23 protein-coding genes are annotated in these 20,354 nt (G+C 70.8%); 11 read left to right on the top strand and 12 right to left on the bottom strand.

All coding sequences use genetic code 11. The annotated features are described in order from the left end of the window. Positions 1-21 precede the first annotated feature (21 nt). Positions 22-648 (bottom strand): hypothetical protein, encoded by a 627-nt coding sequence (locus tag ABZ477_RS16685; RefSeq protein WP_360135476.1) that lies wholly within the window; start codon positions 646-648, stop codon positions 22-24. A gap of 332 nt (positions 649-980) precedes the next feature. Between ABZ477_RS16685 and ABZ477_RS16690 the strand changes: the two genes are divergently transcribed. From ABZ477_RS16690 to ABZ477_RS16705, 4 genes are all read left to right on the top strand, one after another. Continuing rightward, on the top strand, positions 981-1,538 hold the full coding sequence (locus tag ABZ477_RS16690) for a hypothetical protein (RefSeq protein WP_360135478.1): 558 nt from the start codon (positions 981-983) through the stop codon (positions 1,536-1,538). Positions 1,539-1,587: 49 nt separating this feature from the next. Continuing rightward, a complete protein-coding gene (locus tag ABZ477_RS16695; RefSeq protein ID WP_360135480.1) occupies positions 1,588-2,127 on the top strand; it encodes a signal peptidase I in 540 nt (179 codons plus the stop codon). A gap of 104 nt (positions 2,128-2,231) precedes the next feature. Next, positions 2,232-2,726: a SipW-dependent-type signal peptide-containing protein gene (locus tag ABZ477_RS16700; protein ID WP_360135482.1), complete on the top strand. Its 495-nt coding sequence runs from the start codon at positions 2,232-2,234 to the stop codon at positions 2,724-2,726. Positions 2,727-2,853: 127 nt separating this feature from the next. Then, positions 2,854-3,618, top strand: coding sequence for a response regulator transcription factor (locus tag ABZ477_RS16705; protein WP_360135484.1), 765 nt, complete (start codon positions 2,854-2,856; stop codon positions 3,616-3,618). 1 nt (position 3,619) lies between these two features. Here the strand turns inward: ABZ477_RS16705 and ABZ477_RS16710 are convergent, their stop codons facing one another. The 5 genes from ABZ477_RS16710 to ABZ477_RS16730 all read right to left on the bottom strand — a co-directional run bounded on the left by ABZ477_RS16710 (position 3,620) and on the right by ABZ477_RS16730 (position 8,666). Further along, complete coding sequence (locus ABZ477_RS16710; RefSeq protein ID WP_360135486.1) at positions 3,620-4,789, bottom strand: hypothetical protein; 1,170 nt, start codon at positions 4,787-4,789, stop codon at positions 3,620-3,622. Further along, positions 4,786-6,420 (bottom strand): HAMP domain-containing sensor histidine kinase, encoded by a 1,635-nt coding sequence (locus ABZ477_RS16715; RefSeq protein WP_360135488.1) that lies wholly within the window; start codon positions 6,418-6,420, stop codon positions 4,786-4,788. Before ABZ477_RS16715 ends, ABZ477_RS16710 begins: the two co-directional genes overlap by 4 nt. 163 nt (positions 6,421-6,583) lie before the next feature. Further along, complete coding sequence (locus ABZ477_RS16720; RefSeq protein ID WP_360135490.1) at positions 6,584-7,222, bottom strand: hypothetical protein; 639 nt, start codon at positions 7,220-7,222, stop codon at positions 6,584-6,586. A 77-nt stretch (positions 7,223-7,299) separates the two neighbouring features. Next, positions 7,300-7,920 carry a dephospho-CoA kinase gene (coaE, locus tag ABZ477_RS16725; protein WP_360135492.1) on the bottom strand — a complete coding sequence of 207 codons (621 nt, stop codon included), beginning with the start codon at positions 7,918-7,920 and terminating at the stop codon, positions 7,300-7,302. Positions 7,921-7,958: 38 nt separating this feature from the next. Continuing rightward, positions 7,959-8,666, bottom strand: a complete 708-nt coding sequence (locus ABZ477_RS16730; RefSeq protein ID WP_360135494.1) for a hypothetical protein — start codon at positions 8,664-8,666, stop codon at positions 7,959-7,961. 210 nt (positions 8,667-8,876) lie between these two features. Between ABZ477_RS16730 and ABZ477_RS16735 the strand changes: the two genes are divergently transcribed. Both ABZ477_RS16735 and ABZ477_RS16740 read left to right on the top strand, forming a co-directional pair. Beyond that, the gene (locus ABZ477_RS16735; RefSeq protein ID WP_360135496.1) at positions 8,877-9,845 is read left to right on the top strand and encodes a hypothetical protein; all 969 of its coding nucleotides are present in this window, start codon (positions 8,877-8,879) and stop codon (positions 9,843-9,845) included. Then, a complete protein-coding gene (locus tag ABZ477_RS16740; protein WP_360135498.1) occupies positions 9,842-11,290 on the top strand; it encodes a hypothetical protein in 1,449 nt (482 codons plus the stop codon). Before ABZ477_RS16735 ends, ABZ477_RS16740 begins: the two co-directional genes overlap by 4 nt. Before the next feature lie 4 nt (positions 11,291-11,294). Here the strand turns inward: ABZ477_RS16740 and ABZ477_RS16745 are convergent, their stop codons facing one another. Next, positions 11,295-11,801, bottom strand: coding sequence for a GIY-YIG nuclease family protein (locus ABZ477_RS16745; protein ID WP_360135500.1), 507 nt, complete (start codon positions 11,799-11,801; stop codon positions 11,295-11,297). A gap of 171 nt (positions 11,802-11,972) precedes the next feature. Next, positions 11,973-13,421: a 30S ribosomal protein S1 gene (gene rpsA, locus ABZ477_RS16750; protein ID WP_360135502.1), complete on the bottom strand. Its 1,449-nt coding sequence runs from the start codon at positions 13,419-13,421 to the stop codon at positions 11,973-11,975. 228 nt (positions 13,422-13,649) lie between these two features. On the opposite strand from rpsA, the gene ABZ477_RS16755 reads away from it, so the two are divergent. Beyond that, entirely contained in the window at positions 13,650-14,132 is a 483-nt protein-coding gene (locus ABZ477_RS16755; RefSeq protein ID WP_360135504.1) for a hypothetical protein, read from the top strand. Between the two features lies 1 nt (position 14,133). On the opposite strand, the gene ABZ477_RS16760 is transcribed toward ABZ477_RS16755, so the two are convergent. Beyond that, positions 14,134-14,913: a PH domain-containing protein gene (locus tag ABZ477_RS16760; protein ID WP_360135506.1), complete on the bottom strand. Its 780-nt coding sequence runs from the start codon at positions 14,911-14,913 to the stop codon at positions 14,134-14,136. A gap of 2 nt (positions 14,914-14,915) precedes the next feature. Beyond that, a complete protein-coding gene (locus ABZ477_RS16765) occupies positions 14,916-15,083 on the bottom strand; it encodes a hypothetical protein (RefSeq protein WP_360135508.1) in 168 nt (55 codons plus the stop codon). Positions 15,084-15,295: 212 nt separating this feature from the next. Between ABZ477_RS16765 and ABZ477_RS16770 the strand changes: the two genes are divergently transcribed. The 4 genes from ABZ477_RS16770 to ABZ477_RS16785 are packed head-to-tail and all read left to right on the top strand — an operon-like array spanning position 15,296 to position 18,536. Then, positions 15,296-16,867: a radical SAM protein gene (locus ABZ477_RS16770; protein ID WP_360135703.1), complete on the top strand. Its 1,572-nt coding sequence runs from the start codon at positions 15,296-15,298 to the stop codon at positions 16,865-16,867. Next, positions 16,864-17,181: a hypothetical protein gene (locus tag ABZ477_RS16775; RefSeq protein ID WP_360135510.1), complete on the top strand. Its 318-nt coding sequence runs from the start codon at positions 16,864-16,866 to the stop codon at positions 17,179-17,181. The genes ABZ477_RS16770 and ABZ477_RS16775 overlap by 4 nt, the downstream gene beginning before the upstream one ends. Before the next feature lies 1 nt (position 17,182). Further along, on the top strand, positions 17,183-17,992 hold the full coding sequence (locus tag ABZ477_RS16780; protein WP_360135512.1) for a prolipoprotein diacylglyceryl transferase family protein: 810 nt from the start codon (positions 17,183-17,185) through the stop codon (positions 17,990-17,992). Next, complete coding sequence (locus ABZ477_RS16785; RefSeq protein ID WP_360135514.1) at positions 17,967-18,536, top strand: hypothetical protein; 570 nt, start codon at positions 17,967-17,969, stop codon at positions 18,534-18,536. Before ABZ477_RS16780 ends, ABZ477_RS16785 begins: the two co-directional genes overlap by 26 nt. 25 nt (positions 18,537-18,561) lie before the next feature. Here the strand turns inward: ABZ477_RS16785 and ABZ477_RS16790 are convergent, their stop codons facing one another. Next, positions 18,562-19,611, bottom strand: coding sequence for a zinc-dependent alcohol dehydrogenase family protein (locus tag ABZ477_RS16790; RefSeq protein ID WP_360135516.1), 1,050 nt, complete (start codon positions 19,609-19,611; stop codon positions 18,562-18,564). Positions 19,612-19,658: 47 nt separating this feature from the next. Then, positions 19,659-20,315: an SDR family oxidoreductase gene (locus tag ABZ477_RS16795; protein WP_360135518.1), complete on the bottom strand. Its 657-nt coding sequence runs from the start codon at positions 20,313-20,315 to the stop codon at positions 19,659-19,661. Between the last annotated feature and the right edge of the window lie 39 nt (positions 20,316-20,354).

A 20,354-nucleotide genomic window follows, 5' to 3' on the forward strand; every position in this document is an offset into this window, starting at 1 on the left:
GTTCGTGCGCCGAGCGAACGCCTACCCGCCTGTGGCCTCGCCGCCGACCGCACCAGCCCCACCGCCGCCGACGATGGGTGGGGAATCGAACCGGTAGCCGGCGTCGAACCGGCCCGCCACACCCGCGTCGAATCCGGCCGCATGCGGGTCCGCAAGCGCCCACACCCACTGCGGCTCGTAAGCCAGTCCGAGCGCGCCCGGCCCGCGCAGGAAGTACGAGCTCACGGCGCCCGTGAGCATGAAGTCCACTGCGAGCGCTGGGAGCAGACCCGCGGCACGCAGCACGGCGATGAGGTCGTCGGCACCGCGTGCGGCCGCCGGCGCGTTGGACTCGATGTCCGTCTCGACAGCATCCGTCGACCGGTCCGCCCGCTCGAGCCGGCGAGCGTTCGCGCGACCCATGAGTGTCGCGAGCGACTTCGGATCGTCGGACGTGGCACCGCGCTCCTCGCGTGGCAGAGACGACCGGAGCATCTCCAGCAGCGCCGCGCGCTTTTCGTCCGGCACTGCCTTGAGCACGCTCGCGTGGCCCTTCTCGATCACGTCGCCGGGCAGGCGATCGAGCAGATAGAAATACCTCGCGATCCACTCGTCGTCGGTGATGGGCTCGTGCCGATCCTTGTGGCGGAACCTCGAGAAGACGCTCATGGCGCACCCCCTTGTGCGTGCGCCCAGGGTACTCCCGGCGTCGGCGCGCCCGTAAGGCGCGAGCGTCCACGCGTGGCGGGGTCTTGTGCTCGCGTACTCCTCAACGCCGTCGCCGGTATCGGCACCGCTGGGACGAGCGCCGCCTGGATCGATGACGTCCTCTTCGGCGCATCCGCCACGACCCTTCCGAGAAGCAAAGGAGGACTTGAGCCTGGCTTGAGGGAGGCCTGAGGGTCGCTTCATACCGTTGATGTTGTCGAGAGATCGGCACCACGACTTCGGGGGAGGCAAGCCCCCGTTCACCAGCTTCACACCATTCGAAAGGGCACATCATGAGTGAGATCTCCACCGTCGAGACCGGCGGGCAGCCGGAGGAGCAGCGCCGCCGCAAGGGCCGTCCGGTCATCGCAGTCGGCCTCGCCCTCCTTGCAGTGGGCGGAATCGGCGCCGCGGCGACCAGTGCCGCGTGGACGGACAACGTCTTCTTCTCGGCGCAGGCGCAGGCTGCGACCTTCGACCTCCAGGGCTCGCTCGACGGGACCACCTGGAAGCAGTCCGACAACAAGGGCGCGATCGAACTCGTCGTTCCGGCGGCGCAGCTCGCGAACATGCTTCCCGGCGAGACGCGCACGATCAACCTCTACGTCAAGAACCTCGGCTCGGTCTCGGCCGCGCTGACGTCGAGCGTGGAGTGGGCTGCCGGCTCGACCTTCACGACCAACCCGACCGCCTCCGTCACGGGGCTCGCGGCGACGCTCTCGCCGTCGACGGGTTCGGCGCCCACCGATCAGTTCCAGCTCACCGTCACGGCTCCCGCCGACTGGGCGGCGACCAACCAGGGCAAGACGGGCACGATCATCGTGACCGTCGCAGGCACGGCCACGGCCTGACCTGCAACCGAGAATTCCGACTTCCACCGCTGACAGAGGGGACGACACGATGGAGATCCTGCGCAAGCTCGCGCTCGCCGTGCTCTGGGGTCTGGCAGCGGTGGGAGTCGGATGCGCCCTGGTCTGGGGCGCGACGGCAGCGGGCATCATCAAGCCGCTGATCGTCATCTCGGGCTCCATGGAGCCCGGCATCATGACGGGTGACCTGCTCGTCGACACCCCGATTCCGACCTCTGAGGTCGAAGTGGGGGACGTCGTCAGCCTGCCGTCCGACCTGACGCACAACCTCGTCACCCACCGCGTCGAGGCGATCCAATCCCTCGGCGACGGCGAGTACCGGATCTCGATGAAGGGTGACAACAACGAGGCCTCCGACGCGCTCGACTACTTCGTGGGCGAGACGGTGTGGCAGCCGGCAGTGCAGCTCGGCGGTTGGGGAACCGCCGTGCAGCGCCTGACGACGCCGCCCGTCGCGATCCCGCTGGTCCTCGGGATCGTCGGACTCCTCGGAATCACACTCCTCGTTCCGGCACCGGTCCGTGCCCCGCGCGCCCGACGCGGCACGGCGACGGCGACGGTCACCCCATGATCGGGGCAGCGAGGACGACGGCCGGCGGCGCCCTGGGGGGGAGCGCCGCCGGCCCGGCTCGCCGGAGAAGCGCGAGGCGCGCCCGATGGTCGCCGCTGCGGAGTGTGACCGCGGTCCTGGGCATCGTCATGCTCATGGCGGGGATGTGGGCCGCCTCCACCGTCGTCCAGCCCACGAGCGCGGCCTGGACCGACAAGACCCACACGTCTGCGACCGTCACCGCCGGCACGTGGTCGTCCGCGAAGAACACGTGCACCGCGGTCGACGCCGCCGGCAAGCCGATGCCCTGTGCGGTGACGGGTCTCCGGTACGACGAGTGGGGAACCCCCGGCAACCGGGTCCGGAACTACTACATCACGACCAGCGCGGTCGGAGCCCGGCATCTCGACTTCTCGGTGGATCTGTCCACCGCGTCGGGTGCGGGCGGCTCGTTCGCCTGGACGAACGCCGGCGTCGCCACCGGGGCGCAGTTCACGCCGACGAACGGCTGGACCTGCGCGAAGCTCCCGCTGGTCACGGGCAAGACGCCCGAGTGGTTCACGAACCCGTTCTTCACCGTCTACGAGAACAAGACCGGTCAATCCGTGATGTGCGGGTGACTCCGCACGAAGCGCTGCGCTGACAGGGAAGGGTGAGGGAATGCCCGGGGACGCATTCAATCGACTGTTCCGCGATATCATCACGGATGCCCCTGACCAGGTCGGTGCTGACGCGTGGAGGGACACGGTGACTGGTTCGAACATCGCGGTCGTGATCGAGGACGATCCCGATATCCGCGGGCTCATCGGCGAAGTGCTCGAGCAAGCCGGCTTCACGATCCACGCCGCCGGGACCGGGGCCGACGGGCTGGAGCTGGTCCGACAGCATGACCCGATCGTCACGACCCTCGACGTCAGCATGCCCGGCATGGACGGATTCGAGACCGCGAAGCGGATCCGCGCCGTGAGCCAGACGTACATCGTCATGCTCACGGCTCGGGCGGACGAGATCGACACTCTGCAGGGCCTCCAGGCCGGTGCGGACGACTACATGACCAAGCCGTTCCGTCCGAGGGAGCTCCGCGCGCGCGTCGAGGCGATGCTGCGCCGACCGCGCGTGACCGCGTCACATCCGGAGAAGTCCGTCGCCGCGGCATCCGAACCCGTGGAAGAGCGCGCCGATGCCGGCTGGCTCGTCCACCGGGGTCTTCGCGTGCACCCGGAGATGCGCCTGGCGTCGGCGGATGGCACGGAACTGGACCTGACCCGCAGCGAATTCGACATCCTGGCCGATCTGATGGAGTCGGGCCGGCGAGTGGTGAGCAAGACGGACCTCGCGATCATGCTCCGCGGCGAGCGACACACCGGCGCGAGCGGGTTCGTCAGCGAGCACGACACCCGGGCCATCGAGGTCCACGTCGCGAACCTGCGACGCAAGCTCGGAGAGTCCGCCGTCCAGCCGCGGTGGATCGAGACGATCCGCGGTGTCGGCTACCGTCTGACCGCGAGCTGAGCTACGACAGCCCGGCGACGACGACGGAGGCGTCGGGACTCGCGGCGGAGACGAACGCGGCATCCTCGGCAGCGCGACGCAGCGCAGCCCCGTCGTAGCCGAACGTCTCGCTCACGGCGACGCCGACACCCATGACTGGAGTGGGCGTCTCGGGGCTGCCGGTGTAGACGTCGATCACTCGACGGTGGATGCGACTCGCGATCCGCCTCGCCTCACCGGCAGTCGAAGGCTGGAGGGCGACGAGCATCGTCGTCGGGCCGCCCTCACCCACGATGGACATCGACGGGGCATATCGACGTACTCCGTCCCGCCACTGCGCCGCCACCTCGGCCTGTGCGGCCGTCCCGAATGCCATGCCGATCTGCGGCAGGTCGTCCATGCGCAGCACGATGAGCGCGAACAGCTCGGCATTGGCTTCCGCCCTCGAGATCACGGCCGTCGTCGCGCGGTCGAAGGCCCGCGCGGCGAGGACGTCTGCGCCACCGGCCGAGACGGCCTCGGATTCCTCCGAACGTCGCCGGGCGGAGTCACGGCCACGCAGGATCGAACCGGTCATCATGGCGACGATCGTGAGCACGACGGTCAGCACAGCGGTCGTGAAGCCGCCGAAGTAGGTCTGGAACAGCGTGCTGTCCGGACCGACGACGACGAACACCACGGTCCTGCCGAGGTAGTAGCCCGCGGTGATGCCGAGGACCGCGGTCAGCGCGAGGGAGAGGATCGTCTCGCCCATCCGCCCGCGCCTCGTCTCGATGGCCCCGCCCAGCGCGACGACGGCGACGGAGAGGAACATCGCGACGCCTCCCGCCCAATCGCCGCCGTCCGGTCCTTCGGCGAGCGCCGCGGCCATGGTGACGAGGCAGAGCACGAGCACAGCTCCGACGGTCCACCGGAGCCGGTGCCCGTTGAGTGCGCTCGCCCCGAGCCACAGGCATCCGACCGTCGCCACGAGCGCCGCGTTGCCGAACGAGATCGCGATCCACGCGCGTCCATCGGGTGCGATCGCCCAGAGCAGGTAGCAGACGACAGTGAGGATGCCGGCGAGGAATGCCATCGACCAGATGCGGCCCGCGAGCGTATCGCGTCGCGCGAGGGTCTCGAGCAGGAACAGCACGCCGCACGTCACGACGACTGTCGCGGTGAGGAGCGTCGTCGCCAGGACCGGCGTCATACGGATGCTCCTTCTGCTCTGGGGAGGGGAAGCCGGACGATGAAGGTGCTCCCCTCATCCAGCGCGCTCTGCACCGTGATCTCGCCGCCGTGGGCGCGGACGATGTCGCGGCTGATGGCCAGGCCCAGGCCGCTTCCGTGGGTGGTCGTCTTGCGCACCGCGTCCGAACGGAAGAAGCGCTCGAACAATCGCGGAAGCTCCTCCTGCGAGATGCCGCGCCCGTCGTCCCGCACGACGATCCAGGCATGATCCCGGTCGTGCGTCGTCCCGATCTCCACGCGACCGCCGTCTCGCCCGTACTTGATCGCGTTCGAGATCAGGTTGTCGACGACCTGCCTGATACGGCCGGCGTCGGCATGGACGATCGTCTCCTCGATGCCGGAACCGTCGATGGAGATCTCGCGCTCGGCGGCTCGTGGGGTCGCGGCTTCGATCGCCGCCTGCACGACCGGTGCGAGATCTGTCCTCTCCCTGTGGATCGTGAGCTCCACGCCGCGACGGGATGCCGTGGAGGTCGCGAGGATGTCCGACACGAGCTCCAGGAGCCGCTCGACGTTGCGCTGCACGATCTCGAGGCTGCGGCGAGCGGACTGCGGCAGGTCGGAGTGGTCGAGCGCCAGGTCGAGATAGCCGGTGATCGAGGTGAGCGGAGTGCGCAGCTCATGCGACACGGACGCGACCAGGTCTTCGCGGGCGCGGAGGGCGAGCTCTTCAGCCGTGACGTCGCGCGAGACCACGATGGCGCCGTCGTGCTGCAGGTCGGTGTCGAACACCGGCCGAGCCGTCGTGCGCACGGCGCGGCGCCTGTCGTCGCCCGGACGGCCGTACCAGACGAGCTCGTCCTCGAAGAACTCCCCCTGTCGGGCCCGTGCGAGCGGAAGGTCCCGCGGCTCGAGCGCCGTGAGGCCGTCGGCCGCGAAAGCACGGACGACGTCGCTCGATCGCTGCGGCATCCTCGCGTTCGCCTCGTTCGTCACGACGAGTGACCCGTCGACGCGCAGGCGCGCCACCCCGAAGTCGACCGCATCCAGCACGTCCGTGATGAGGTCCTCTTGGTGACGGGCGCGCTCCACGGACTGACGGAGCTGCTTGGAATGCCGCTCCAGCAGCAGTCGATGCGCGCCGTCGCGCCGAGCCGACAGGTGGGATGCCGTCGCCACGGCAGCGACCGTGATGGGCACGATGACCACCGACGCGGTGAACGGTCGGGAGGGGTCGAGCCCGATGACCGTCCAGTATCCGACGGTCGCGAGAAGGGTCGCGACACCGACCCCGATCAGGCCGAGCGCTGCGCCGAGCCACATCGCCGGGAACACCCAGAGGATCTCGAGTCCCGTATCGGGGCTCGCGGCGATGAGCAGGGTGATGACGACGGCGTCCGTGACCGGAAGGAGCATGCCGACGAGGAACGGAAGCCTGTCCCAGGGCGCGATGATCGCCGCACCGGTCGCGACGAAGATGAGCAGGGTCGCCGCGGCGAACGCCGTCACGTTCTGGATGACGTCCGTCCCGATGATCAGGATGATCGCGAGCAGCACGACGCCCCCGAACATGAGCTGGTTCAGGAGCAGGGCGCGCTCACGTGTTCGCTGGACACCGCCTGCACGCGCGGACGCGGTCGACGAGGACATGGCCAGACGCTACCGCGAGCTCCCCTGCGCCGCAGGGATCGCGGGCGCGTGGCGGGTGGCTCGCCGTCTGCAGACGCGGGACGAGCCGGGTCATCGTGTGCGGGCGCGCGAAGCCGGCTCCCGCGGGAGTGTCAGCGGAACGGGATGCTGTGCGCTTCCGGCGTCAGCCGCCGCCACCGCCGTCGCCGCCGAAGCCGCCTGCGTCGAATCCGCCGAAGCCGCCGCCGTCGAATCCGCCGAAGCCGCCGCCGTCGTAACCGCCCCCGCCGCCGTCGAATCCGCCGACGTTCGCTCCGTCGACGTTGACCATGTCGCCGATCCACCCCGGCTGCTGGTCGAGCGTGAGCGACCCGGCGCCGAACAGGAAGTAGGTCGACACCGTGGCGCCGGTGACGAACTGCGACGTCACCACCGCGGTCGCGCCGGTGTTGCGCAGGATGTCGAACGGATCGACGTCGTCGCGGGCGTCGCGCTGACGGGTGTCGGTCGTCATGGCCGAAGCATCCGTCCCGCCGTTCTCGTGGGCCGCGCGGCGCTCGAGCGCCCGCCCGTACAGCTTCGCCAGGAATGCGGGATCGTCGGCCGCCGCCTCCTTCTCGGACTCCGCCATGAAAGGCCGCAGCTGCTCGAACATCTCGCGCCGCTGCTCGAGCGGAACGTCCTTGAACGCGGAGGCGTGCGCCTTCTCGATGACGCTCGTCGGGAGCGTGTTGAGCAGGTAGACGTATCGCGCCATCCGCTCCTCCTCGGTGACCGCCTCGTACGGGGTCTTGTGGCGCCGGAACCTCGAGAAAACGCTCATGTCGCACCTCCTTGTGCGCGCTCAGAGTACTCCCGGGATGATCGCGCCCGGAAGGTCAGCGGGCCGCGCCGGCGCGCTCAGCGGGCCGCGCGCGCCGCGATGTGCTCGGGCAGTGCGGCCCACAGCTCGTCGGTCTGCCGCAGCGTCTCCTCGACCGTGCCCGCGGTGTCGATGACTACGTCCGCGACGGCGAGCCGCGCATCGTCCGACACCTGCGACGCGATGCGGGCCTCGGCATCCGTCTCGCTCATCTCGCGCAGCTCGACGAGGCGGCGGGCACGGACGTCGGCGGGTGCGTGCGCGACGACGATGAGCTGCCACGGGTCGTCGACGCGCGCCTCGACGAGAAGGGGCACGTCGTACACGACGACGGCGTCGGGGTCCGCGGCGAAGGCCTCGGCGAAGCGGCGCGCGGACTCGAGCCGGACGGCCGGGTGGACGATCGCGTTGAGGCGCGTGACGGCGTCGTCGTTCCCGAACACCTTGGCGCCCAGCGCTGCGCGGTCGAGCGTGCCGTCGGTCCGGATCATCGACGCGCCGAACTCCGCCGCGATGTCGGCGAGGACGGGCGACCCGGGCTGCTGCACGTCCCTCACGATGGCGTCGGCGTCCACGACGACGGCGCCGTGCTCAGCGAGGCGGGCGGCGATCGTGGACTTGCCGGAGGCGATTCCGCCGGTGAGCGCGACAAGGGGCATGGGACGAGGATGCCACGTCCCCTGCCCGCGGTGCGGGGTCAGAACCCGAAGTCGCCGCCGAAGTCTCCCCCGCCGAAGTCGCCGAAGCCGCCACTGTCGCCGCCCCAGCCGGATCCGGGGTCGCCGAAGCCCGAGGCATCCGCCGCTCCCGCATCCGAGCCCTGGTCGGACCCGGTGTCGCCGCCGGCGTCCGCCGACCCGTCCTGGTAGCCCGCGTCGTAGGCGAGGCCGGGTGCCATGAACGAGCTCACGAGCGCCGAGCCGATGACGAAGCCCGCGACGGTGCCCAGCAGCGATCCGCCGACCGTCGAGCCGAACGAGGGTCCGCCTCGGCCCCGATTGCCCAGCGTGCGCTCCATGAACCCGGGGTTCATGTACTCGGCGCGGGTCGCGGCGCGCGCGAGCGTGCGCGGATCGTCGGCGCGCGGCTGCTCGTAGGGCGGGAGCCCGGCCTTGAGGTCGGCGAGGACCTGCTGCCGCTGCGCGGGCGAGAGCTTCGAGAAGGCCTCGGCGTGCACCTGCTCGATCGTCTCGGGCGGAGCGGTGCGCAGGAGGTAGCGGTAGCGCTCGATCGCGATCTCGTCGGCGCTCTTGGGCGGCTGCGCGCCGGGTGCACCCTGCTGCGCGTAGGGCTGCTGGGGGTAGGCCGGCTGTCCGTACGGCTGCGTGCCGTAGGGGTTCTGCGGAACAGGCGGCACCTGCCGGTTGGCGTTGTCGGTGCCGAACAGGCGGTCCAGGAATCCCATCGTGTCCTCCGTCGTCTGTGGGGATCCTCACGCTATATCGCGATGCTCTGATTGCGCTGTGGATGCTGTGCCCCCAGCATCCCGCGTGTCCGGGGCCGTGCAGAAGATGGTCGGCGCCGGTGGGCGGGGTGTATGGTGCGCATGAACCAGCAGGTGTTCGCTCCTCCGGGGGATCGCTGACGCAGCAGCGACGGAGAAAGGACACAGGGGGTGGTTGCGGTTTCGGGATCCGACGACGACGGTGCGCCGTTCGACCAGGAGGACGCCGAGAGCGGGGGCAGTCAGGCGCTCCGCGGCGGGATGGTCAAGGCGCTGCTCGCCGTGCTCGTCAACGTCGGTGTCCTGACGGCCCTCCTCGTCTACTTCGGGTGGGTCCGCAGCGACCGCATGGCGACGCTCCTCGGGATCGACGAGGCGATCCTCGGTATGACGGTCGACGACTACGTGCGCCGCAGCGTCCGCTCCGTCTTCATCCTGCCGATCGTCGCGGCGATCGCGGGGCTCGTGTGGGTCGGGTTCGACCAGTGGTGGCAGCGGCGGCGCGTGCGTCGCGGTCAGGACGATCCCGTCGTGCAGCTCGTGGCACGCTGGCTCTGGGTCGTCGCGGTCGGGATCTTCCTCTTCGGCATCGCGCTGTGGCTCATCGGCTACGCCGTCACGTACGTCGCGGCGCCCCTCGTGTGCGCGGGCGGCCTGCTGCTCTTCCTGTACAGCCTGTCGCTGCGCTCGCACCTCCCCGACTCCGTCGGCTTCGCACCGCTCACCGACGGCGTGCTGCGAGGGTCCGTCGCGGTCCTGGTCGCGGTCGGTCTCTTCTGGTCGGCGACGAACTTCGCGACTGTCGAGGGCACGGAGCTCGCGCGGGACTTTCCCGACCACGTCTCGACCCTGCCGAGCGTCGAGGTCGACAGCGCCGAGCCGCTCGACATCGTCGCACCGGGCGTCGAGACGTCGTGTCTCGGCGAAGGCGGCGACCTGAGGTATCACTACCGCGGCCTGCGCCTCCTCGAATCAACGGGAGGCAACTACTTCCTCATCTCGGACGGATGGACGCCGCAGTACGGCGTCGTCGTCGTCCTGCCGATCGGTGCCGAGACGCTGCGCTACAGCTTCGTCCGGGACATCGACGGCACGAATCGGGATGCCGCCTACCCGCCCTGCGAGGAGGACTCGACATGACCAGCCCACCGCTCACGACGCTCCGCGCGCTCGCGCTCTGCGCCGTCCTCGCGCTCCTCCCGGCCGGGCTCGCGGCGTGCGGCGAGTACTCGCCGGTCACCGAGGAGTCGGCGGGCGAGGACGACTCGGGCACCGACACCGGGTCGGACGACCAGGACGCGGGGATCGACGTCGAGATCTCCGATGACGAGGAGACGGATGCCGGTCCCCCCGCCGACGAGGAGATCGCTCCGCCGGGGGACGGTGGATCGGACGCGCCGCCGCCGTCGGGCGGCGATGGCGACGCGGGCGACTCGCGCGGGAGCGGGGGCTCGGGCGGGTCCGGTGGCTCCGGTGGTGCGGGCGGCAGCGGGGGCTCGGGTGGTTCGGGTGGTTCGGGTGGTTCGGGCGGCAACGGGGGCTCGGGGGGATCCGGCGGCGGCTCAGGCGGCGATCCCGACCCCGAGCCGGTCGTCTACACGTGGGGGCTCCCGCCGACGGATGTCAGCGTGACGGGCAATGACGGCCCCGCGTATGGAGCGCTGCGCACGGCGTGCAGCAGCGCGATCGACTTCCTCGCGGCGACCGTCGACGACTTCATGTGGCAGTTCAACACGCCACGCTACACGGTGATGTACGTCGCGGGACTCGCGCACTGCCTCGGCCGGACAGACCTCGGGAACGCGTTCTTCACGGGCGCGCTCAACGAGTACGGCGCACAGGCGCTGGATCGGGTCGATCTCGACCCCGACACGTTCGAGCCCCTCGACCCGCAGCCCGAGCCGCGGGGCTGGGGCGAGCCCGCGTGCGACCTGTTCCGAACGCTCATGAGCGTGCGGAACCAGGTGGCGATCACGACCATCTCGTGCTCGCACACGGGATCCACCCCGGGCCTGAAGTTCACGGTTCAGGGCTTCGACAACGTGTTCGACGATCCGTGCACGTTCGACGTCGACGAGAGCGCACTGCCGTGGGCGGGGCCCGATCCGGCTCCGACGAGCATCTGCGGCCCCGTCACGGCGCAGAGCCTCGCCGACGCCTCCGTCGATCCGGCGCTGCTCTTCGCCGGGTGGACCGTGGGAGCAGGCGGTGAGATCATCCCTCCGCCGACCTCGTTCGCCATGGCGGCCGCTCCCCTGACGGCACCGGAGGATGCCGCGCCCACGTCCGTCGAGGAGGTCGCCGTGCCGACGACAGAGGAGCTCGCGCCGGCCGACCCGCCGCCTGCGGAAGATGCGGCCGTGTCCCCGCCGCCGGGGGACGCGCCCGCGGAGGCCGCCGTCGAGCCGGCGGAGGAGGCCGAGGCAGCCGAGGCGCCGGTGACAGCCGAGACGCCGGCGACGGCTGAAGCCCCGGCTGAGGCTCCTCCTGCCCCGGCAGTGGCCCCGGCGCCGGAGGCCCCGGCGGCCGAGGCCCCGGCATCCGTCCCGCACCCGGCCGAAGAGCTCGCCGCCGTCGAGGGCTGAGCGCTCATCCCCGGAGCGCGGTCGCCTCGCTGACCCAGCGCGCATACGCGTCCCACGGCTCGATGCCGCCCCGGACGCCGTCGAGGTGCGCCATGAGCGCGTCCGAGATCGCGAACCACTCCGTCGTGCCGAAGCGCTCGGTCGCGAACTGCACGTGCCGGGCGTGCTCGAGGCGCCGGTCTCCGCGCTCGAGCGCAAGCAGGTCGTCGTGCCAGATCGCGGCGAAGCGCCGGCGCGGATTCGACGTCGTGCCGATCTTCACGCGGTCCGCGTACCGCAGGTAGTAGACGACGTCGAGGCGCGGCGGAGGAAGCTCGCCGTCCACGAGCTCGCCGTGGCGCCACTCGCACGTCGCGCAGATCCAGCCGGAGGGCAGACGGATGCCGAGCCGCGAGCCGCAGAGCCGGCACGGCGACGGCAGCGCGTCAGTGACGCCGTACGCCGACGCCGCCCAGTCCGCCGCGACCGCGAGATGCAGTTCGCAGAGCGGGAACGGAGCGTCCGCCGGCACCGGGCCGCGGCATCCGTCATCGACAAGACAGCGGGAGGGCACCAGGCGAGAGTAGCCCTGGGGTCCGACATCCCCCGCTGACGAGAAAGGGCCGCCACCCGAAGGTGACGGCCCGATCCCGATTCGCGCTTCGCGCTACTCGATCACCGAAGCGATCGGATCAGCGAAGGATCAGCGACCCGAGAGCTTCTCGCGCAGAGCGGCGAGCGCCTCGTCGTCCGCGAGCGTGCCCGAGGGGCCGCTGTCGGACGAGAACGACGACGGGGTGTCGGCGATGGGGTTGGCAGCCTCGGCCTCGGCGGCCTTGGCGACGGCAGCCTTGTGCGCCTCCCAGCGCGACTGCGCGGCGGCGTACTCCTGCTCCCACGCCTCGCGGGCCTCGTCGAAGCCCTCCTTCCACTGGTTGGTCTCCGAGTCGAAGCCCTCGGGGTACTTGTACTCCCCGTTCTCGTCGTACTCGGTGACCATGCCGTAGAGGGCCGGGTCGAACTCGGTGCCGAAGGGGTCGACCGACTCGTTCGCCTGCTTGAGCGAGAGCGAGATGCGGCGACGCTCGAGGTCGATGTCGATGATCTTGACGAAGACCTCTTCGCCGACCGAGACGACCTGCTCGGCGAGCTCGACGTGCTTGCCGGAGAGCTCCGAGATGTGCACGAGGCCCTCGATGCCGTCGGCGACACGGACGAACGCACCGAACGGGACGAGCTTGGTGACCTTGCCCGGAGCGATCTGGCCGATCGCGTGCGTGCGGGCGAAGACCTGCCATGGGTCCTCCTGCGTCGCCTTGAGCGACAGCGAGACGCGCTCGCGGTCCAGGTCGACCTCGAGGATCTCGACGGTGACCTCCTGGCCCACCTCGACGACCTCGGACGCGTGCTCGATGTGCTTCCACGACAGCTCGGAGACGTGCACGAGACCGTCGACACCGCCGAGGTCGACGAACGCACCGAAGTTGACGATCGACGAGACGGTGCCCTTGCGGACCTGGCCCTTGTGCAGGTTGTTGAGGAACGTGGTGCGCGACTCGGACTGCGTCTGCTCGAGCAGAGCGCGGCGCGAGAGCACGACGTTGTTGCGGTTCTTGTCGAGCTCGAGGATCTTCGCCTCGATCTCCTGGCCGAGGTACGGCGTGAGGTCGCGGACGCGGCGCAGCTCGATGAGCGAAGCCGGGAGGAAGCCGCGGAGGCCGATGTCGACGATGAGGCCGCCCTTGACGACCTCGATGACCGAACCGGTCACGACGCCGTCGTTCTCCTTGATCTTCTCCACGTCGCCCCACGCGCGCTCGTACTGCGCACGCTTCTTCGACAGGATGAGGCGGCCTTCCTTGTCCTCCTTCTGGAGAACGAGCGCCTCGACGGCGTCGCCGACCTTGACGACCTCGTTGGGGTCGACGTCGTGCTTGATGGAGAGCTCGCGCGAGGGGATGACGCCCTCGGTCTTGAAGCCGACGTCGAGGAGGACCTCGTCGCGGTCGACCTTCACGACGGTGCCTTCGATGAGGTCGCCGTCGTTGAAAGACTTGATGGTCAGTTCGACCGCAGCCAGGAAGTCCTCAGCGGATCCGATGTCGTTGATCGCGATCTGCTTGGTGGCCGGGGCGGCCGTTACGGTAGTCATGTAGTGGGTTGTCCTTGTTGGTTTGGGATGTCGGGCCCGGCTCGAGCACCGATCGCGCGAGGGCGAGCGGATGCCTCTGCCGAAGCGAAGCGGATTGTGGTCGTGCGAGTCACTTGGGCCGGACGAACCGTGCCCGGGCGTGGCAAGACAGCCACACGAGTGACACTCCAGGGTATCAGAACGCGCGGGGCGACCACGATGTTCCCGAGCGGCTTAGGCTCGGGGATCGTGAGCACCCCCGCACCGCCCCTCCGGATCGTGACGCCGCGCGGACGCCTCATCGGTCTGGCCGTCTTCTGCGCGGTCATCACGGCGATGGGAGTCGTCGTATGGCTCGTCGCTCCGACCGAGACGCTCAACATCATCGTCGGGGCAGCAGCCGTGGGGCTCTTCGGCGTCGGCGGCGGGTTCTCGCTCGTCGGCCAGTTCCGCCGCAGCACGCTCGTCCAGGCCGACGACGACGGGATCCGGCTGGAAGGCCGCGCGCGGGTGCCGTGGCGCGACGTCGACCGGATCGGCGCGACGCCCACGGCCCTCGGCATCCGCCTGCGCTCGTACGACGCGCTGACGCAGGCAGCGCCGGGGATGCACTCCGCCGAGAGCCTGCGCGCGACGCGGTCCGCGAGCGGGTGGGACCTCCTCTACGAGGAGCGGCTCCTGGACCGGCCGCCGCGCGAGGCCGCGGCTGCCCTGCGCGCTCGGCAGCCCTGACTCAGCGGGGCAGCGGGATCGGCGAGGTCGGCGTGCCATCCGGGTCGAAGGGCGCGGGTCCTTCCCCCGGATCCTCGCCGCGGAGCCGCGCCAGGTGCGCGTGCTCGCGCTGCTGCGCGTCGGCGAGCCAGTCCCAGCCCGTCTTCGGCCCGGGCTCGCGCTGAGGCGGCGCGAGGCGCACGTGAGGCTGCGTCGCCCACGCCTCGGCGGCCTCGCTCGCGGGCACGGCCGGGAGGTCGGGCGGAGGCGGGGCGGGCTGAGCGGCGACAGGGAACGGCTGGCCCGGCACCGACCCCCGCAGCCCCGCCTGCTGGATGACCCGCTGGATCGTGAGGCCCCGGCGATCGGGGTCGCCGACGAACCGGATCTCGCGGAGCCCCTGCTCCTGCGCCGCGGACTCGAAGACGAAGTGGCCGTAGCCGAAGATGCGGCCGATGAACGGCTTGTGCACCGAGATGTCCAGGATGCGGGCGAGCGGCATCGTCGCGATCCGCTGGGACAGGATGCCGTGCACGCGGAACACGCGCATGTTCGTGATGACGAATCGGTCCATCCTCCGCTCGAGGATGCGCCAGCCCGCGTGCGCCGCGATGGCCGCGCCCGCGGTGAAGGGCAGCCACCACGCCTGCGCGGGGACAAGGACCGAGAGTGCGAGGACGACGAGTCCGCCGCAGAGCTCGAGCACGGCGCCGACGTGCGCGGCCCAGTGCTTGTGCACCTCGTCGATCACCAGCTCGCCCTGATCGGCGATGAGGTGCTTGTCGATCCGCGGATCGAACAAGGTCAGCCGCTTACGAGCGCCGCGAAGAAGTCGACGACCGCCGCGCCCGCGCCCCAGATGGCGCCGATGACGCCCTGCACGGCGTTGGCGGCATCCTGAGGGCGCGTCACGAGGTAGAAGACGGCGAACGCGATGACGAGCCCGATGACGATGCGCTTGACGACCTTCACGGCGAGGGGATCCTTTCGGGTATGCGGCTGCGCGCGATCCCCCCAGAACGCGCTCCTGCAGTTGTACCGCACAGTCCGCGGCGCGAGCCTCATTGACACGGGGCGGGAACGACTCCACGGTGGACCCAGACGAACGCGACCCAGGAGCCGCCCATGACCCTCCCCCTCGCCCGCGCGGCGGAGCGCGCGTGACCGTCACGGCAGGCGCCGGCATGCCGCTGCGCGACTACCGCATCCACCGCTACGTCAACGCCTTCTGCCCGCGCTGCCACGAGGAGGACCCCGACCGCCCGCTCTCGGACGTGCGCCGGCTCTCGGGCTGGCTCGCGGTCCGCGATGAACGCGTGTGGCTGGAAAGGGGATGCCCCGACCACGGCCTGATCCGGACGCTGTACGACGAGTCTCCCGAGATCCTGTCGTACCTCGAGCAGTGGACGGCGCCGACCAAGGTGCACGGACCCGACATCGTCGGCAACTTCAAGCCGGTGCCCTCGGCGTATGAGGACGGCCTCCCGCAGATGCAGACGCAGCACACGTGCATCCTCCTCGAGGACCTCACCGACCACTGCAATCTCCGCTGCCCCACGTGCTTCGCCGAGTCCGGCCCCGCCGCGACGGCCGTCGCCCCGCTGGCCGAAGTGCTCGCGTCGGTCGACGCGCGCCTCGCGAAGGAGAACGGGCGCATCGACGTGCTCATGCTCTCGGGCGGCGAGCCGACGCTGTACCCGTGGCTCGAGCAGCTCCTCGACCACCTCGTGACGCGCCCCATCGTGCGGATCCTGATCAACTCCAACGGGCTGCGCATCGCGCAGGACGACGCGTTCGTCGAGACGCTGCGGCGCCATCGCGAGCGGGTCGAGATCTACCTGCAGTACGACGGCGAGAGCGCCGAGGCATCCCGGTTCCATCGCGGAGCCGACATCCGCCGGTTCAAGCAGCGCGCCGTCGAGCGACTGTCCGAGGCGGGCGTCTTCATGACCCTCACGATGACGGCGGCGCTCGGCGTCAACGACGGTGAGATCGGCGCCGTGATCCGCCGCGCGATGCGGACGCCGTACGTCGGCGGGGTCACGATCCAGCCCGTCTTCGGCTCGGGGCGGTCGGCCGGCATCGATCCGGACGATCGGCTGACGCACACGGGTGTGCTGACGCGGCTCGGTCCGCAGACGGACGGCGAGGTGACGTGGAAGGACCTCACGGCGCTGCCGTGCAGCCACCCGCACTGCTGCTCGGTCGGCTACCTGCTGCGCGACGACGCCGGCGAGTGGAAGTCGCTCACGTCGCTCATCGGCCACGACCGGCTCAAGGAGTTCCTCGACCTCGAGCCGGACCTCCTCGCGAACCGCATCGCCGACACGTCGATCAACAAGGCCCTGCGCGACGCCGTCAAGGGGTCGCTCCTGGACCTCCTGAGCGAGCAGTCGTCGCTGTCGCATCCGTCGATGTCGTCGATCTGGCGCGACATCTGCCAGAACTGCGATCTGGGCATCGGGACGCTGACGGCCCTCGCGACCTCGACCCTGCCCGGCCAGCACCAGCGTCTGCGGAAGATGATGGGCGAGCGCGTGCTGCGGATCACGGTCAAGCCCTTCATGGACATCAACACGATGATCGAGGAGCGCCTCACGCAGTGCTGCGTGCACGTCGCGACCGTCAACGAGACGACCGACGCGCATCAGTGCGCGCCGTTCTGCGCCGTGCAGGCGTGGGCTCCGCTCGCCCGGCGGCGGATCTCGACGGCGACGGGCCGGCGCGAGCTCCCGCTCACGGTGGTGGCGACATGAGCACGTCCGACTTCGGCCACCTCAACCAGCACGACCCGTCGGTCGCCGATCCCCCTCCGCCGTTCGATCCCCTGCGGCTGTGCATCTACACGACCGTCGCACTGCTCGCGGTGGTGCTCGGCCCCGTCGCGCTGCTGGGCTTCGCGTCGCTGGCGATCGCCGGGTATGCGAAGGCCCGACGCGAGGGACTGCTCCGATCGCGGTGCAAGCTCGGCGACACGCGGCTCGTCCTGGCCTACCTCATCGTCATCGCCGTCGGGGCCGCCGTCGCGATACCGTTCTGGGCGGCGCTGTGGATCCAGTGGTGGGCATGACGTGTTCCCCACGCTCGCCGAGCTCGGCATCCCGATCCCCTTCGACACGCATTCGGCGTTCGTGGGGCTCGGGATGGCGGTCGCGGGCCTGATCTTCCTCGTCGAGTCCCGCCGGCGCGGCCAGACCGACGAGCGCATGGTCTACATCGTGCTCGGCGCGGTCGCCGGTGCCGCGATCTTCATGCGCCTGGGAACGTGGGCCCAGCACATCGATCCGAGCCGCAACCTCAACGTCTTCGAGCAGCTCGCCTACGGCCACGCGTCGATGCTGAGCGCCCTCGTCGGCGCGTGGCTCGGCGTGCATGTCGCCAAGCGCATCGTGCGCTACCGCCCCCGCACGGGTGACCTCTTCGCGCCCGCCGTCGCGGCGGGTCTCGCGATCGGCAGGATCGGGTGCCTCCTCACCGAGAAGCCCGGAACCCCGACGGGCGCCGGCTGGGGCATCGTGCTGGATCAGGATGCCGCCGCCCGCGTCGGCTCGCCGGCCGGCGTGCCGCTGCACCCGAGCTTCGTCTACGAGATCGCGTTCCACGCGGTCGCGTTCGCCCTGCTGTGGCTATGGCTGCGCCACCGGCCGATCGCGTCGGGCGAGACCCTGACCCTCTACATCGCCGCGTACGCGATCTTCCGCTTCCTCGTCGAATTCGTGCGCGGGAACGAGGTCGTGTGGGCGGGGCTCACGCGTCCTCAGCTCTTCCTGCTCGTGACGATTCCGCTGCTCCTCGCCCGCATCGCCGTCCAGGCCTCGCGCGGCGCATACACCCACCCAGAGAGGATGGCCGCCCGTGAACGAGTCGCCCGACCGGCCTGACGACGAGCCGGAGCCCGCTGCCCCGGAGGATTCCGGCGCCGCAGGCGCCGCGACTCCGCCGGGCGCACCCGAGTCCTGGCCGCCGCCGAGGGGCGGGACCCCGCCGCCGGGAGGCGCGACCCCGCCGCCGCCCTACGCCGGCCCGCCGCCTCAGGCCTACGCCGGCCCGCCCCCACCCGGGTACGGCGGCCCGACGTCTCCCCCGGACTGGGGCGCGGCGCCTCCACCCGGGACCCCCTCCATGCAGTCCCGCTTCCCCGTCTGGGCGGGACTCCTCGTGGGCGTCGGCGCCTTCGTGCTGAGCATGATCGCCGCGATCGCCGTGCTGCTCGCCGCCTACAACACCGGCAGTTCGACGGGGCCGCTCATCGGCTTCGCCGTCACGATGCTCCTCGTGCCCATCGCCGCCGTCGTGATGCTCTTCTTCAAGAGGGCACGCCCGGGCGCCGCCGGCATCCTGATCATCTTCGCCGCGGGCTGGATCCTGCTCGTGGGCCCGTGCATCGCCCCGCTCTTCACCAGCTATCAGGCGATCGGCGGCTGAGGCGTCATCGCGAGAGGGCATCAGGTCAGGGACGGAGGAGCACCTTGACCGCGCGGCGCTCGTCCATCGCGGCGTAGGCCTCAGCTGCCTCGCGCAGCGGCAGCTCGAGGTCGAAGACCCGGCCGGGCCGGATCGCGCCCGAGCGGACATCGGGCAGAAGCTCCTCGATGTACCCGCGGACGGGGGCGACGCCGCCGTTGACGCCGACGTTCCGGTTGAACATGGGGCGGACGGGCAGCTCAGGCCCGCCGTTGGGCGCGCCGACGTAGCCGACCATCCCGCCGGGGCGCGTGGAGCGCAGCGCCTGGTCCATCGACTCCTTCGTGCCGACGCACTCGAGGACCCGGTCTGCGCCGATGCCGCCAGTGAGCTCCTGCACACGCGCGATGCCGGCATCCCCCCGTTCCTCCACGACGTGGGTCGCGCCGAACCCGCGCGCGAGCGCCTGGCGCTGCGGGTGGCGCGACATCGCGATGATCGTCGTCGCACCCAGGCGCTTGGCCGCGATGACGGCGCACAGGCCGACGGCGCCGTCGCCCACGACTGCGACCGAGTCGCCGGGGCCGACGCCTGCCGAGACCGCGGCGTGGTGTCCCGTGCCCATGACGTCGCTCAGCGTGAGCAGCCCCGGGACCTCGTCGTCGGCGACGGGACCCGGCACGACCGCGAGCGTCCCGTCGGCGAGCGGCACGCGCACGCGCTCGCCCTGGCCGCCGTCGGCGAAGCCGCCGAACCGGTCGTCGCTCCCCCACCAGCCGCCCGCGAGGCACGACGTGCTGACGCCGTTCCGGCAGTTCGCGCACGTGCCGTCGCACACGTAGAACGGAGCGATGACGAAGTCGCCGGGTGCGACCTCCCGCACTTCGGGGCCGACCTCCTCGACGACACCGACGAACTCATGGCCGATGCGATGCGGCTCGCGCGTCGGCGTGACGCCCCGGTAGGGCCAGAGGTCCGAGCCGCACACGCAGGCCGCGACGACGCGCACGACGGCGTCGGCCCCGGTCGAGAGGACGGGATCGGGGACTTCCTCGACACGGATGTCCCGGGCGGCGTGGATGACGGTTGCGAGCATTCCTCGAGCCTATGGGCGGTCGGGGATGCCGCGGCTCGTCGACGCGATCAGCCCGCGAGGCCGCGGAGGGCGTCGGCGATCGGCTCGTCGCCCCTGCCGAAGCGGATCGTGCGGCCGATCGTGGCGGCGGGGTCGTCGAGCGCGGCGGCGATGACGGCCGCGACGTCCGCGCGCGGGACCTCGCCGGAACCGGCGGGGTCGAGTGCGATGCGACCCGTCGCGGGCTCGAGCGTGAGGGTGCCGGGTCCGAGGATCGTCCAGTCCAGTCCGCTCGCGCGCAGGTGGTCGTCCGCCGCGAGCTTCGCATCCGCGTACGGGTGGAAGGAGCTGTCCTCCGGGACGCCGTGGTCGGGCTTCGACCCCACCCACGACACCATGACGTAGCGGCGGACGTCCGCGGCGGCTGCGGCATCCATCGACCGGATCGCAGCGTCGCGGTCGACGGCGTACGTGCGCGACGGGTTGCCGCCGCCCGCGCCCGCCGACCATACGACGGCGTCGTTTCCCGACACGAGGTTCGTGAGCTGGTCGAGGTCGAACGTCTCGACGTCGGCGACGAGCGGCGTCGCCCCCGTGTCGGCGACCTCGCGCTCGTGCTCGGGATTGCGGATGACGGCGGTCACGGTGTCGCCGCGTGCGACGAGCAGCGGCTCGAGCAGGAGGGCGACCTTGCCGTGTCCGCCGAAGATCAGGATGCGCGCCATGTGAGGTCCCTTCCGTCGCGTTCCCTCAGGCTAGGCCGC

This window comes from Microbacterium sp. NPDC019599 (assembly GCF_040632175.1).
Classification (GTDB): domain Bacteria; phylum Actinomycetota; class Actinomycetes; order Actinomycetales; family Microbacteriaceae; genus Microbacterium.